General features: G+C 39.8%; 13 protein-coding genes. 7 read left to right on the top strand and 6 right to left on the bottom strand.

All coding sequences use genetic code 11. The features are described 5' to 3' along the window. Nucleotides 1-149: 149 nt before the first annotated feature. From MKY26_RS12735 to MKY26_RS12715, 5 genes are all read left to right on the top strand, one after another. Entirely contained in the window at nucleotides 150-1,925 is a 1,776-nt protein-coding gene (locus tag MKY26_RS12735) for an ABC transporter ATP-binding protein (RefSeq protein ID WP_095372115.1), read from the top strand. A 45-nt stretch (nucleotides 1,926-1,970) separates the two neighbouring features. Next, a complete protein-coding gene (locus MKY26_RS12730) occupies nucleotides 1,971-2,105 on the top strand; it encodes a paeninodin family lasso peptide (RefSeq protein ID WP_157733909.1) in 135 nt (44 codons plus the stop codon). 104 nt (nucleotides 2,106-2,209) lie between these two features. Further along, complete coding sequence (locus MKY26_RS12725; RefSeq protein ID WP_328197445.1) at nucleotides 2,210-2,830, top strand: hypothetical protein; 621 nt, start codon at nucleotides 2,210-2,212, stop codon at nucleotides 2,828-2,830. A 4-nt stretch (nucleotides 2,831-2,834) separates the two neighbouring features. Continuing rightward, on the top strand, nucleotides 2,835-3,248 hold the full coding sequence (locus tag MKY26_RS12720; protein ID WP_341051882.1) for a VanZ family protein: 414 nt from the start codon (nucleotides 2,835-2,837) through the stop codon (nucleotides 3,246-3,248). Between the two features lie 587 nt (nucleotides 3,249-3,835). Further along, nucleotides 3,836-8,512 carry a beta strand repeat-containing protein gene (locus tag MKY26_RS12715; protein ID WP_445293141.1) on the top strand — a complete coding sequence of 1,559 codons (4,677 nt, stop codon included), beginning with the start codon at nucleotides 3,836-3,838 and terminating at the stop codon, nucleotides 8,510-8,512. A gap of 35 nt (nucleotides 8,513-8,547) precedes the next feature. Here the strand turns inward: MKY26_RS12715 and MKY26_RS12710 are convergent, their stop codons facing one another. Both MKY26_RS12710 and MKY26_RS12705 read right to left on the bottom strand, forming a co-directional pair. Next, complete coding sequence (locus tag MKY26_RS12710) at nucleotides 8,548-9,633, bottom strand: glycosyltransferase family 2 protein (protein WP_341097819.1); 1,086 nt, start codon at nucleotides 9,631-9,633, stop codon at nucleotides 8,548-8,550. A 71-nt stretch (nucleotides 9,634-9,704) separates the two neighbouring features. Beyond that, complete coding sequence (locus MKY26_RS12705) at nucleotides 9,705-9,989, bottom strand: transposase (RefSeq protein ID WP_095372119.1); 285 nt, start codon at nucleotides 9,987-9,989, stop codon at nucleotides 9,705-9,707. A 141-nt stretch (nucleotides 9,990-10,130) separates the two neighbouring features. Between MKY26_RS12705 and MKY26_RS12700 the strand changes: the two genes are divergently transcribed. Further along, complete coding sequence (locus MKY26_RS12700) at nucleotides 10,131-10,274, top strand: hypothetical protein (RefSeq protein WP_180316941.1); 144 nt, start codon at nucleotides 10,131-10,133, stop codon at nucleotides 10,272-10,274. A gap of 253 nt (nucleotides 10,275-10,527) precedes the next feature. Here MKY26_RS12700 and MKY26_RS12695 read toward each other — a convergent pair whose 3' ends face one another. Continuing rightward, nucleotides 10,528-11,130: a DUF6944 family repetitive protein gene (locus tag MKY26_RS12695; protein ID WP_322910394.1), complete on the bottom strand. Its 603-nt coding sequence runs from the start codon at nucleotides 11,128-11,130 to the stop codon at nucleotides 10,528-10,530. Nucleotides 11,131-11,884: 754 nt separating this feature from the next. Here MKY26_RS12695 and MKY26_RS12690 point away from each other — a divergent pair. Continuing rightward, nucleotides 11,885-12,418 (top strand): PepSY domain-containing protein, encoded by a 534-nt coding sequence (locus tag MKY26_RS12690; protein ID WP_095372120.1) that lies wholly within the window; start codon nucleotides 11,885-11,887, stop codon nucleotides 12,416-12,418. A 68-nt stretch (nucleotides 12,419-12,486) separates the two neighbouring features. Here the strand turns inward: MKY26_RS12690 and yidC are convergent, their stop codons facing one another. The 3 genes from yidC to MKY26_RS12675 form a co-directional block, all read right to left on the bottom strand. Next, complete coding sequence (gene yidC, locus MKY26_RS12685) at nucleotides 12,487-13,239, bottom strand: membrane protein insertase YidC (RefSeq protein WP_095373619.1); 753 nt, start codon at nucleotides 13,237-13,239, stop codon at nucleotides 12,487-12,489. Between the two features lie 35 nt (nucleotides 13,240-13,274). After that, the gene (locus MKY26_RS12680) at nucleotides 13,275-13,607 is read right to left on the bottom strand and encodes a hypothetical protein (protein ID WP_095372121.1); all 333 of its coding nucleotides are present in this window, start codon (nucleotides 13,605-13,607) and stop codon (nucleotides 13,275-13,277) included. Between the two features lie 237 nt (nucleotides 13,608-13,844). After that, nucleotides 13,845-14,300 (bottom strand): YrvL family regulatory protein, encoded by a 456-nt coding sequence (locus MKY26_RS12675; RefSeq protein ID WP_095372122.1) that lies wholly within the window; start codon nucleotides 14,298-14,300, stop codon nucleotides 13,845-13,847. Nucleotides 14,301-14,696: the final 396 nt, after the last annotated feature.

Genomic DNA, 14,696 nt, shown 5'->3' with positions numbered 1-14,696 from the left:
GAAATCAGTGTAAACCATTATGAATGTAATTAAACATAGTTCGTTTAACCTAATTTTTATTGACGTCTAGTGGTGAATCATGGTAAATTGATAATGAGAGTTCGTTATATAGAATATAAATGTTCTTTTTAGGAACAAGGGGTGGTTACTTGAAGGATATTATCTATTTTTTAAAACAAGTTTACCAATACGCTGGTTGGAGACTATTCGCTAGCTTAATAGCAGTTACAATTGTCAGTCTTTTAGATGGATTAGTTATCCTTTTACTAATCCCATTGATTCATTTTACCGGTATGGTCGATTTCGGCTTAGAAAACTCCTTTTTATCCTCTTTTTCCTTATTCGAGTATGTACCATCTAGTGTAGTACTGCCGTTGATCTTACTGATTTTTGTTGTCATTGTAGCTGTTCATCATCTTATTGAAAAAGCTGTGATGATAAAGCATACGCGCATACAAATGGGTTTTTTGACACATTTACGAATGAGTATCTATCAGGACATATTGTTGAGTAATTGGTCTTTTTTCCTGAAAAAGAGCAGTTCCGATTTAATCCATACCGTGCTAACCGAGATTGCTAAAACAAGTGGTGGTACGAGGTCTATTTTACAATTATGTACGAATCTGATTTTCGCTTGCGTGCAAATTGGCATGGCGTTTATTCTGTCTCCATATATTACAAGCTTTGTTCTTTTGCTTGGCATGGTGGCCATTTATATGAACAGGAAATATTTGAAGCTGACACAAGCTTTTGGTAAACAAAATTATACGTTAGGTAAAAAATTCCTAGCCGGAATAACAGACCAATTAGGGGGAATCAAGGAAATTAAATCTAACCATTTAGAAGAAGCACAACTACGCTGGGCTGGTGAAATGACGGCTCAAATGCAAGAAGAGCAAGTGAATTATATGAATACGAGATTACGTTCACAGTTGAATTATAAAATTTCATTAGCTGTATTCATCGCGGTCTTTGTTTATCTATCTATTCAATTATTTCAAGCTCAATCAGCAACACTATTACTAATTGTTGTTATATTTTCTCGCCTTTGGCCGAGAGTTGCAGGTATTCAATCCTCTTTAGAACAAATAACAACAGCTATCCCATCTTTTAAAGCGGTAAAGTTATTACAAAGTGAATGTAAACAAGCTCGCGAGGAACTTATTTCATCAGATGAAAAACTCAAATTAGAGAACAGTATTACTTATCAACAGGTGTCTTTTCGCTACGTTAAAGAGAAATATGCCTTAAAGGATATTAATGTAACAATCCCATCAAAAAAGATGACAGCAATTGTCGGCAAATCAGGTGCGGGTAAAAGTACATTCGTGGATTTACTGATGGGCTTAAATCAACCACAGGAAGGCGCATTGTATATTGATGGACAAAAGATTAGCAATCATTCGCTTGCCTTATTAAGGCAGAGCATTGGTTATGTCTCTCAAGAGCCTTTCTTATTTAACGGTACGATTAGAGAAAACTTGCTACTACTTCGCCCGAATGCGACAGATCAAGAACTATGGCAAGCCTTGTCCTTTGCTTCAGCAGCTGATTTCGTGAAAAAATTACCTGAATCTTTAGAAACTTACATTGGCGATCGAGGAATAAAGTTATCTGGTGGTGAGAAACAAAGGCTTGTTTTAGCAAGAGTTATTTTGAAAGATCCTTTAATTCTTATACTTGATGAAGCAACGAGTAGTTTAGATACCGAAAATGAAAAGAACATTCAAGAGAGTATTGAACAATTAAAAGGAAAAATGACAATCATAGTAATTGCTCATCGCCTCTCCACCATTAGAGATGCCGATCAAGTAATTGTGTTAGATGCAGGTAAAGTTGTTCAAGTCGGAGAATTTGTTCAATTATCTAAAGATAAGAACCAGTTATTTAGTCAACTGTTACAGAGGCAGGTGGAGGCAATGTAAATATTTCCTTTTCCTAAAGAAAAAATAGAAAGGATTCGTGATTTTATGAAAAAGCCGTGGGGAGAAGTAAAACTGGAAGTACTAGATGTAAAAATGACCATGAAAGGTGGAGGACATGGGGGAGGAAAGGATCCTAAGGATCCTGCTGATCCAGAGCCGGAAACAGATATCTACAGTTGAGGAAATGTCCTTATGTACTTTTGTACATAAGGATTTTTTACTAGAAAAGAGATTAACTTGTTTATTTCAGGGCGCTCTGCGTTTTTTATTTAGGTGGTGAGAATATGTTTAAAAAAGTAACTAGTCAGAAGGAACAAGAGGCTTTTGCTGCTACATGGGAATATTTTTGTGAGAGAAATGGTTGGCATAAAGACCCTTATGCACAAACAGGCGAGAGGTATCAACTATTGTTATCTAAAAGAGACCCGACCGTTATCGGTACGATTGAATTTATTCCTTATCATGAAGAAGTGGAAGTAGAAAGGTATTTTCGCTTTTCTAAAATCCCATCTATTTTTCAACAACAGGATCGGGTATGGGAGATAGATAAACTATGCTTACATAAAGATTATCATAGACAAGGGTATTTCTTTCATTTTTTTGAAATCATTTATGATCATGCCCTTCTTCATCAGCCGAAATATTATATAGCTATATTAGAAAAAAAGTTATATAGACTTTTAAAAATGTCTGTTGGTCGACGAATGATACGGGTCGATAAACAAACTGTCAGATCAGAAGCTTCACTTATTCCAGTTGTAATACAGATAGAACAAATAATGAAGGATGATACAATCATACAATCACTTTTCTTGCGGAGAAATAAATTATTGTTGTGGAAATATTTCTTCAGATCAGGATTAAACCGATTGAAAAATAAAGCTGTGCGTATTCTTAGGGGGTAAATCATTGGTACTTTGGAGATACGGAAAACAGGTTAGTTGGATGCTCATGACGATTGGTTATATGGTTTTCATTTGGCTTCAATCTGAATATTTTAACCCCCAATTAATTGAAATATATGCTTATAGACTAGATTTTCCTATATTAGTAATTCTCGGCACTGTTTTTGAATTATTGCATCTTATCGAGTTTGGCATTTTATTTATTTTCCTTATCTTTACCTTTAAGGCCAATCCTAATGGAGAGTTTACAAAAAAGAAAATGATTGTTTGTTTCATTTTGTCTTTACTTTATAGTCTGATTGATGAAATTCATCAATTATATATTCCTTATCGTTCTTTCTCTTTTGTTGATATTTTTAAGAACTTTATCGGTATTTTCATTGTTTATTATATTGTTAAGAAAAGGTATAAGTGGTGAATTGCAGTGTCCATTTCTTCTCTTCAATTAAAGCTTCTTTATTCCGTTTATTTTGTTACAAATGTCTATTTTACAGGCGAATACACAAACAGAATACTTTAATGGGAATAGCATATAGGTAATTGAATATGAAACGAATATAAAATAAATAGATAAAAAGTTTATTAAAATCTATAAGGGAGAGAGGAAATTTGAGATATGTGAGAATCATCGAGGAAATCAATCAATTGAGGCTATTGTTAAGTAATATGTATGACCAAGGCCTATTCGATGTTGAAGAGGTAGAAGAGAGGCTCACATATCTTTTTCAATTGCTGTTTCCGGATAGAATAGGTGAATTTTCACCGGAAATTCATGAGATTCCTGGTGAGTCTCTTAGACTCTTGGCTGAGATTTTACAAGATCCCATATTAGTTCCAATCTTGAGAGAAGTAAGTGAAGGAGCAGCTGGTGAAATAAATATCCCTCATGCTTGTAATCAAAGATGTAATTGTCGGATGTGTAGATGGTGCAGAAGAGGGGTAACGGGTGCAACAGGAGTTACCGGAGTAACAGGTATGACTGGCGCAACAGGGTCGACAGGTGCAATGGGTCCGAGGGGTTATCCAGGAATACCTGGGAGAAGCGGATTAACAATAACGGGTCCTACAGGGGCAACAGGTCCAACAGGTCCACCAGGCAGTGAGACAGGAATAACAGGTGCAACTGGACCAACGGGTATGACTGGTGCGATAGGCTTAACTGGAAGTACGGGAATCACTGGTATAACGGGGGCCACCGGTCTAACTGGAGCTACTGGAGTGACAGGTCTAACAGGGGTAGATGGTTTAACTGGAGCGCCAGGTATCACCGGTCCTACTGGAGTGATGGGATTAACCGGAGCCACTGGCGTAACTGGTTCAATAGGAACCACCGGCCCTAATGGTGTGACAGGAGTAACGGGAATGACTGGACCTACTGGCTTAACAGGTAGCGCAGGGGTGACGGGAACAACTGGAGAAACAGGAGTCACAGGCGTTACTGGTCCCACAGGCACGCCAGGTATCACTGGGAGCACAGGAAATACCGGTGTCACGGGTCTAACTGGAGAAATAGGATTAACAGGTGCAACAGGAGTCGCAGGCTTGACAGGGGCTACGGGCGTTTCAGGTGTGACGGGAAGTACTGGTGCAACAGGCAACACTGGGCCAATAGGCCAGACTGGAATAATGGGTTCAACCGGTCCTACTGGTTTGACAGGAGTCACAGGTTCAACGGGAATGATTGGACCTACTGGAATCACAGGCCCAATTGGTTTAATGGGTCTTACAGGGAGTACCGGAACCACTGGCAACACCGGAGTAACAGGAATAACGGGTTTAACAGGAGCAACAGGAGTCACAGGTTCAATCGGTTTGACGGGAGTAACAGGATCAACCGGAATCACCGGTTCAATGGGCTTACCAGGAACAACAGGAATAACGGGAACTACTGGTTCAACAGGAGTGACAGGGGTCACGGGTCCAACAGGCTTGGCGGGTGTAACCGGAGTGACAGGTTCAATCGGTTCGACGGGTCTAACGGGAGCCACAGGTTCAACGGGCGCAATAGGAATCACCGGAGCAATTGGCTTGACGGGGCCTACGGGTTCAACAGGAGTGACAGGTATCCCAGGAGGTACTGGACCGACAGGAATCATTGGAACTACTGGTTCAACTGGTAACACAGGAAATACAGGTCTAACGGGTCCAACTGGCTCAATAGGCTTAACAGGAGCAACAGGAATTACGGGGTCAAGCGGTTTGACAGGAGTAACGGGTTTAACAGGATCCACCGGAGTCACCGGTTCAACCGGCTTGACGGGAGTAACAGGTCTAACAGGGGCGGCCGGAATCACAGGTCCAACTGGTACAACAGGATTAACAGGGATAACGGGGCCAACCGGCTTGACAGGAACAACTGGTCTAACCGGTGTAAACGGTTTTACTGGGACTACGGGAACCACTGGGCTAACAGGAGCGACGGGGATCACAGGCCCAACTGGCTTGACGGGAGTAACGGGTTTAACAGGGTCAACCGGAATCACTGGTGCAATAGGTTTAACCGGAGTCACAGGTCTAACAGGGGTAACTGGATCAACAGGTTCGACGGGTCCAACCGGATCAACGGGGTTAACAGGTGCAACTGGAATCACCGGTCTAACGGGAGTAACAGGAATTACCGGAGCAATAGGTTTAACCGGAGTGACAGGTCTAACAGGGACGACCGGAATCACGGGTTCAACTGGCGCAACGGGAGTAATAGGTCTAACAGGATCGACCGGAATCACTGGATCAACAGGAGTGACAGGTGCAACTGGATCACCGGGCTTAACAGGAATTACGGGGTCAATCGGCTTGACTGGAGTAACAGGTTTAACAGGAACAACCGGTTTGACAGGAGCCACGGGAGTCACGGGTTCAACAGGAGTGACCGGCATAATAGGAAATACGGGAGTTACTGGTAGTACTGGATCAACAGGAGTAACGGGAACAACCGGTCCAACTGGTGTCACAGGAGGAATAGGTTTAACCGGAGTAACAGGTCTAACAGGGGTGACAGGAATCACTGGATCAACAGGTTCGACGGGCTTAACGGGACCAACAGGAAATACAGGGTCAATCGGCTTGACTGGAGTAACAGGTCTAACAGGATTCACAGGAACAACTGGTCCAACTGGCTTGACCGGATCAACTGGACTAACCGGTGTAAACGGTTTGACAGGAGCTACAGGTTTAATTGGAGCCACAGGTTCAACTGGTCTAACGGGAATCACCGGTCCAACAGGAGCCACGGGTATAACAGGATCAGCAGGTTCGACCGGTTTAACAGGTCCAACAGGATTCACAGGAACAACGGGTCCAGTAGGCTTGACCGGTTTAACAGGTCTAACAGGGGTAACCGGTTTGACTGGAGCCACAGGAACTACAGGGCTAATGGGAAATACAGGTCCAACTGGAGCAACGGGCTTAACAGGAACAACAGGAATTACGGGTTCAATCGGCTTGACTGGAGCAACGGGCTTAACAGGAACAACAGGAATTACGGGTTCAATCGGCTTGACAGGAGTAACAGGTTTAACAGGACCAACAGGAGTAACAGGAACAACCGGTTTGACAGGAGCTACAGGTTCAACAGGAATCACCGGTTCATCCGGCACGACGGGTCTAACGGGGGCGACAGGAACTACAGGGCTAACGGGAATCACAGGAGCAATAGGTTTAACGGGGGTAACAGGTTCAACAGGAGTGACCGGTATCACCGGAATTACTGGTGCAACGGGCATAACAGGAACAACAGGAATTACGGGTTCAATCGGCTTGACTGGAGCACCAGGTCCAACAGGAGCGACAGGAATAACAGGATCAGCAGGTTTGACAGGTTTAACAGGAATTACAGGAACAACCGGCTTGACAGGAGCTACGGGTTCAACAGGAGCGACCGGAATCACCGGAGCAATAGGTTTAACAGGAGTAACAGGTCTAACAGGGACGACCGGAAATACGGGTTCAACCGGTGTCACAGGAACCACAGGGCTAACGGGAATCCCAGGTCTAACTGGCTCAACGGGCTTAACAGGAACCACAGGAATTACTGGGTCAGTCGGCTCGACTGGAGTAACTGGTTTAACTGGATCAACCGGTTTGACAGGAGCTACTGGTTTAATTGGAGCCACGGGTTCAACAGGAGTGACCGGTATCACCGGAAGTACTGGAGCAACGGGCATAACAGGAACAACAGGAATTACGGGTTCAATCGGCTCGACAGGATTAACGGGTTTAACTGGATCAACAGGAGTAACAGGAACAACCGGTTTGACAGGAGCTACAGGTTCAACAGGAATCACCGGTTCATCCGGTACGACGGGTCTAACAGGGGTAACTGGAGTAACAGGTTCGACTGGATCAACAGGCATAGCGGGAGTAACGGGTCTAACAGGGGCGACAGGAACTACAGGGCTAACGGGAATCACAGGAGCGATAGGTTTAACCGGAGTAACAGGTTCAACAGGAGTGACCGGTATCACCGGTTCAATCGGCTTGACAGGAGTAACTGGTTTAACTGGAACAACAGGAGTAACAGGAACAACCGGTTTGACAGGAGTAACTGGTTCAACAGGTCCAACAGGAATCACAGGAACAACGGGTCCAACAGGCTTGAGTGGATCAACTGGCCTAACAGGGGTAACCGGTTTGACTGGGGCGACAGGAAATTCTGGGCTAACAGGAGCGACGGGGACCACAGGCCCATCCGGCTTGACGGGAGTCACCGGTTTAACAGGACCAACAGGAATCACAGGAACAGCGGGTCCAACAGGCTTGACCGGATTAACAGGTCCAACAGGCTTGAGTGGATCAACAGGTCTAACTGGAGCCACGGGGGTCACGGGTTCAACAGGGGTGACCGGTATCACGGGAAGTACCGGAGTATCGGGTGGTACTGGAGCGACAGGAATCACGGGGAGTGCAGGCCCAACCGGTCTAACGGGAGTAACAGGGATCACAGGAGCAATCGGTTTAACGGGAACAACCGGCTTAACAGGAACAACAGGACCTACGGGACTAACGGGCCCAACCGGTTCAACAGGCTCAATCGGACCAACCGGTCTAACGGGATTAACGGGTTTAACAGGATCCTCAGGGTTCACAGGAACAACCGGCCCAACGGGAGTAACAGGTCTGACTGGCCTAACAGGATCTACCGGGATCACGGGTCCAACAGGAGTGACAGGAATCACAGGTGTAACTGGTCCATCAGGCATTTCAGTACCTATTGTCGGTTTTTCGGCTAGAACAAACTTAAGTGGGATTAGTGCTTCGCAACAAATTGCTAATTGGAATATTGCTTCGCCTAGCTATAGTAGTGCAAGTTTTAATGCTACTACAGGTACTTTTACAGTACCAAATACAGGGAGATATTCTATTAAGGCAACAATTAATTATCAAACAACTACCACTATTTCTATAGCTATCGGTGCAGGAGTTAGTCCGACTTTTAGTGTTAGAAGAATATCTACTTCAACTGATTTAATTACTGGTGTATTTCCTATTCTAGATGTGAATATTGTTTTATTATTGAGTCTGAGAACTATATTGGGTTCTGGAACAGTTACTCTCTCAGGTGATATGACTTTAAATGCGGGAGATACTGTGGGTTTATTCTATAATGCAAATGGGCTTACAATTAGCTTGAATCTGGGATCAGGGACTTTACCCATTGTTTGGTCCATTCACCAAATTGGATAAAAAGAGCAATGTGGGAATCATTATCCTCACATTGCTTATTTGATGTAATATTCTTTGAAAAAAAGCTCGTTATGATTGACTCTTGAATCATTGGGTCGGTACTCTTTTGCTTTACAGTGATGGAAATATGATTGATTTTCATTACCATTTTGCCAGTAACAATAACATAGTTGAATATGTGGGTACCAGGTAGTATAAGATTCATCTTTAAAATTAAAATGAGTCGGTTCCTTGAGCGTAGTTGCTAATTGATACCAAAAAATGGCCTTATTAAAGTCATTTTTTTCTTTATAAATATCACCAATTTTACAAGCGGCTTCGGGTCTTGGTGTATCAAACTTCATGGTTAAAATGAGTGCCTCAAGCTCACTTTCTTCTATATTTAAATGTTTATAACATTCAGCTATAGATAAGCATGCCCTAATTTCATCCTCGACCCATCCCTTTTTACTCTGTAAAAATTGTGCATAATAGGAAATTGCATTTTCGAATCTAGCATGGTCTTTTAGTTCATTTGCAAAATAAAACAAATCCCTTGGTGAAAACTCCTCACCCTTTTCTACCCTTTTCTCGTATATTTTAATATTGCGGTCACTTTGTTCATGATGTGTTTGTTTCCTACTTTTATTATGCTTAATGGCAATATCTGACTCAATAATATGGCCCCCGACTTCCAAATATTCATGGACAGGACCATGCCACTTGAAATGTCGGTCTCTTTTAACTAACCGATGTCTACGAGAACTAAAGGTTGGTTTATTTTCCTCATCAAAGGCTAAATGGTAGAGCATTGCGACAGCATCTACGTCAAAAGATAACGTTCCTTTTAAGTCTTTCATTTTTTGTCTGTCATCTGGTAAAAGTATATCGTCTGCATCTAACCAGAGAATATAATCTTGTGTAGCTTGCTCAAAAGCATAATTCCTTGCTGCGGCAAAATCATCTGTCCATTCATAGTGAAAAAGATGTTCAGTAAACTCTTTAGCGATTTTCTCTGTTTCATCTGTTGAGCCCGTGTCTACAATTATAATTTCATCACATAAATCAGACACACTTTTTAAGCATTCAGCAAGTACTTCCTCTTCATTTCTTACAATCATACAAAGGCTAATTGTTATCATCCCGTTCACCACCAAATAAAGAATCCTTATACTATATGAATGGTGAAAGAAATGGGTTCAAACCTAATTAGTTATTTCATTGCAAGTCTTAAAAATAGTAAATAAAGTAAGAAAACCCCTAGATATCCCCCTGTAATTAAAAATAAAGGGTTGAGAAAGACGACATGGACGGTTGTCATAAATACTAAGTTTTCGCTAATGATTTCATAAACTGTTGTAGCTGTTATACTTTCAAAAACGATAAGGGAAATGGTAGCTAAAGAAATTAGCACAATATGTGTAGGTGCCCAATATTTATTAGCAAAAACCATTAAAAGAGGAATCATTATAATCATCAATACAATGAAAAATACCATTAAAAAACCCTCCTAAGAAGAGTGATAGGATTAGCTTCTGTTATTTTTCAAAGAAAGATACATTTATTTTCCGAAAAATATAAAAACGAAAAGGAACTTACCTAGATTTGTCGAATGATAGGTGAAAAGGAGCTGAGAGTAATGAAACAAGTGAAACAACAACAGTGGATTTGCTCTAAATGTGAGAAAGTAATAGAAGACAAGAATGAATATATTGATAATGATGGTGTTTGTGACCAATGCTATTCTCGTAAACTGAAAATAAGGCGTGGTTTTAAGATTTAAGAAAAAAATAAGCGGATCCCATATTTGTAATTATCAAATATGGGACACCGCTTATTTTGATTTGTGAACAACTCTTTTAGTTAAACAAGTCATACAAATGGTCTTTCTTTTTACGATTAGTATTTCATGATAATAAACAAGCTCTTGACATTTATTGCAAAGTACAAATTCACTCATGAATTTACACATCCTTTCTTTAAAGGTATATGTAAAAAGAGAGGTAAACATGATTACTTGTACGAGGCTTATAAACTTACTCATTAATATGAAGTGCAATTTCTTGAAGCTCTTCTTTCATTTGACCAATAAGTGATAAAACAGACCCGATCGCCTGAATCCAACTACCATAAAACCCCAATGCTTCACCGCTCTCACTACTCTTGTCTCTTAATGATTCAATCCCTCCTTTTGCTTGCATACTATTGCCAATTCCTTGAAGGAAGCCACCAACTATATTTAAAAATCTACCCGAGGGTGTTAAATCAAAAAACTCATCACTTAATGCAACAAAACTTCCTAAAGCCTGGAACCAATTACCAGTAATGATTATTCTTTGGTTCAAGTCCTTATTTGGGTCAAAAAGGATGCCAATGATAACGAGAGAATTGCCAACAGCTTGGACTTCATCACCAATAAGCTCAAGTGAATAGGTTCCTTGGCCATCAGCGGAAAGTGCTTCGCCTGTAGCTTGAAGTATATTTCCTTGCAAACGCAAATCAATTTTTAGCTGTTCATTGATAGGGAGTTGAGGAGTACTTCCTAAAGCTGCTTCAATTGTACCGATAGTTGACAATACAGAGCCAAAAATCTCCTTTAGTTGACTATTCAGGCCTAATCCCTCCCATACTCGCTTCATTATATGTATGTGGTGAAGGAAGTGGGTTTGTACTTAAGGAGATAAAAATGAAAGATGTACATTTACCGGTTACTTCTTCCAAATAAAGACCATTTATTAACTAGTACACGACCCGTAGTAAGAGTCGAATCATTAGAAGCTAGGTACAACAGCATAACCTCATCGACTAACGGTTTTTTGGCAATTAGTTCATCTTTTTAAAATTGTTTGTTGCCAGTTCATCGCAATGAAACCTGGCTGGACTCTATTCATACGAATCTTCTTCTCTTTTGCAACATGAAGTGTAGCCAGTCGATTGTGTCTCCTTTAATGCTTGAACTTTTAAGAATTTCACATCTAATCAACATTGACTTTTTTTATTCATCATTTGTTTTATCCTCAGGAACTCTTTTGTACAAGTATCGGATTCTGTTAAGTCTGATTCATTTAGCTTTCCCTCATTTGCAACATTCAATTTTTTTAAGCATTTTTCTTACTTGATCATCTATATCTGTTACAATTACTTCTGCCCCTTTTTAGCAAATATAGTAGAACTGTAGCGCTCATACTAGAGATATCTCCAGTAGTAATCGTAAATTTATTGTTCATCCCATTATCTTAGCTCCAATTATTAGCAGTAAACTTAACAAATAACTTGATTCACCTACTCTTAAAGGTTAACTTTAAGTGAATACAATCTAATACTTGTTTTTTATTTGAAAGAAGAGGGAATATAAAACATAAGTACATAATAGTTAAAGGAGAACGATTAAAGATGAAGAGATTTTTACTTATATTATCGATAATGACGTTGTTTTGTTTGACTGCATGTGGCGATGGTGAGGGCGATTCTCAGAGTGGAAACATTGATAAACCTAATCTAGCAGATGAAGAAATTGAAGTGAGTCTTCAAAATGCCGTAGATATCTTTCTGCGAGAATATGAAGTGGATTATATTACAAAAGTTGAATTAGATAGTGATATGGATCAATGGAAATATGATGTGGCTGGAGCTTCTAATGAAAAAGAGTATGAGCTTGTGATTGATGCACATACTGGAGATATTTTAGATCAAAGTGAAGAGGCAATTGAAAAAGGGGATGAAGAACAAGGTATTTCTTTAAATGAGATTCTTTCACCTTCAGAAGCGATGAAAATTGTTCAAGCAGAAACGAGTAATGAAATTGGCGGTTGGACATTAGAAGTAGAGAATGGAACAGAGCAGTATGAAATCGAAGTCAGAGATGGTAGTGAAGATATCGATTATATTATTAATGCGATAAGTGGTGAGTTAGTAGGCAGAGATTAAATTTTTTTCCTCAGCAGATAGTAAAGTCCAATGATTAATTTAATCATTGGACTTTTTTTAACCTATTATTAAAGACTAGGTTGCACGACGGGTGATTTCTTATATTTTTTCTGGATGACATATGTCTGGATAATAAGGAATAATCCACTCACTGACCAATATAAAGGCAGTGCAGCTGGTGCAGATAGGGAAATGAACAAGATCATTGCCGGTGAAAGGTATCCCATGATTTTCATTGGTCCTTGTTGTTGATCCTTTGGTAATTGCATAAGGGAAACTCTGAATTGTAAATAATAAATGACACCAGCGATAATAGCCATTGGAATATTGGCGTGTCCTAAGCTAAACCATAAAAAGCCATGGGTAGCGATTTCAGGAGATGTTCTAATAGCATAATAAATAGCCATCAAAATCGGCATTTGTATCAGCAAGGGCAAACACCCCATATTCAATGGGTTGACCCCATGTTTCGCATATAAACCAATAAGCTCTTGTTGTAATTTTTGCTTCTTAGCTTCATCTTTTGTTTTGTTCATTTGCTCTTGTATAGCCTTCATTTCAGGTTGTAACGCTTCCATTTTGACCTTCATCGATTGAGAGCTTTTTACTTGTTTAACGGTTAAAGGTAGTAAGATCAACCTTAATAATAAAGTCACTAGCACAATACTCCAACCATAATTTCCGTGGAATATGCCTGCAAAAAAGTCGATGATAGAGATCAATGGCTGCACAAAATAATGATGGAAAAACCCTGTGTCTGTACCACCATTTGCTTGACAGCCAGCTAAAACCAATGAAATTGTAATTACTAACCATATCATTTTCTTCAAAAATATTTCCTCCTCTAATGATTGTTTTAATTAGTCATTAGAGAAAGAAATGCTTCATCGCTATCGTCTGGACTTTCTTTGCGACGAACTGTAAGTAAACGGTTTTGTTTACATGCCCAATTAAGCACATTAGAAAGAACAGATGCGTAGTGGTTAATTAAATCAGCGTCTGCTTCTTGAAGACGATAAAAAAGCATGCCTGTATTTCGTTGTAAGAAATATATCGTTAAGGCGGGGAGTAGGATTGTTAAGACAATACCAGCTAAGGTTAAGTCATGAATCGTTTGATAATCAAGTTCAAAAAGACCAGCAAATATCATCCCAAAGAGAATGGTATGATTAAATGATAAATGTCTCATTAGACTGCTCCCCTCCTTTCAATTCTTTTACATATTTTCATCATAATCATAACGGAATCAGAAGGAAAAGTAAATGAAGCAAGACTTACAGGCTATGGATAACCTTTTTGTGACTATTATATTTAAATATTAAGTAGATAGTACAAGCTTCTTTTTCTGGTACATCCATTCTAAAAAATGCTGTTACGTTATGGGAGTATTCATGATTGCAAGCAGTAAATGGGTAGTTGTTATAGTCTATTCTTTTTCCTCATCCTTCCCTAAGTCTTCACATGCATACTCTATTAAAGAAAAAATCAAAGCTAAAATAATTGTAGCGAACAATCCGATTTGGATGGAATGCATGACATAATCCAAAAAAGACACAATCGCCCAGTTTGTCAAAAAAGAAAACACTAAAGATGTAACCTGCTGTTGCTTCAGGGTATATTTCCCCGAATGATTCATCAATAAAATGAGAGCTCCTATAAAAATTTCAGATACGATTCCAATGAGAAAATAAAGCAAAATAAATGAAATGATGGATGGGAAGGATTCAAATTTGATGTTAAGTAAATGAAAGATTCCTAGAGTACTAAAAAAGTAAAGAGCAAGAACGAATGATAAGACCAACAGAACAATGATGCTTATCGCGATAGTTGACCCAATGATACTTTTGAAGTTACTTTTCTTTGATGATGGTTTGTCTTTCATCTCCTCATCCTCCCAATAGACTTCGTTAATATGTAAAATTTTACATTGTATTAAAGTGTTTGCCAACTTATATTAGTTTTTTTGTAATAATCTTGTAGCAGACATTGGAGGTCATGTACCGTTTTATTTCTAAAGGGGTGGCCATCATTAAATGTATGAGTACCAGATGAATAGTTTGTCTCAGTCAGGCTATTGCTACCGGACACCGTTATAGGAATAACTCAATTAAAACTTTAAGGGGCTATTTGAAAGCTAGAAAGTGAAGAATGAATAGCTCAATATGTAACAAAAGGATTCCTAGGTGCTTGATATAGAGAGGTAGTTGAAACTTGGCATAGGAGAAGATGGCAAAGGAAACTGATGAAAAAAATACAAATTTGTCATTCAAAGGACCTT

The sequence above is a fragment of the Cytobacillus sp. FSL R7-0680 genome (assembly GCF_038009245.1).
In the GTDB taxonomy this organism is placed as follows: Bacteria; Bacillota; Bacilli; order Bacillales; family Cytobacillaceae; genus Cytobacillus; species Cytobacillus kochii.
Note: the sequence above shows the minus strand (reverse complement) of the source record. Positions and strands in the feature narration are given on the sequence as shown.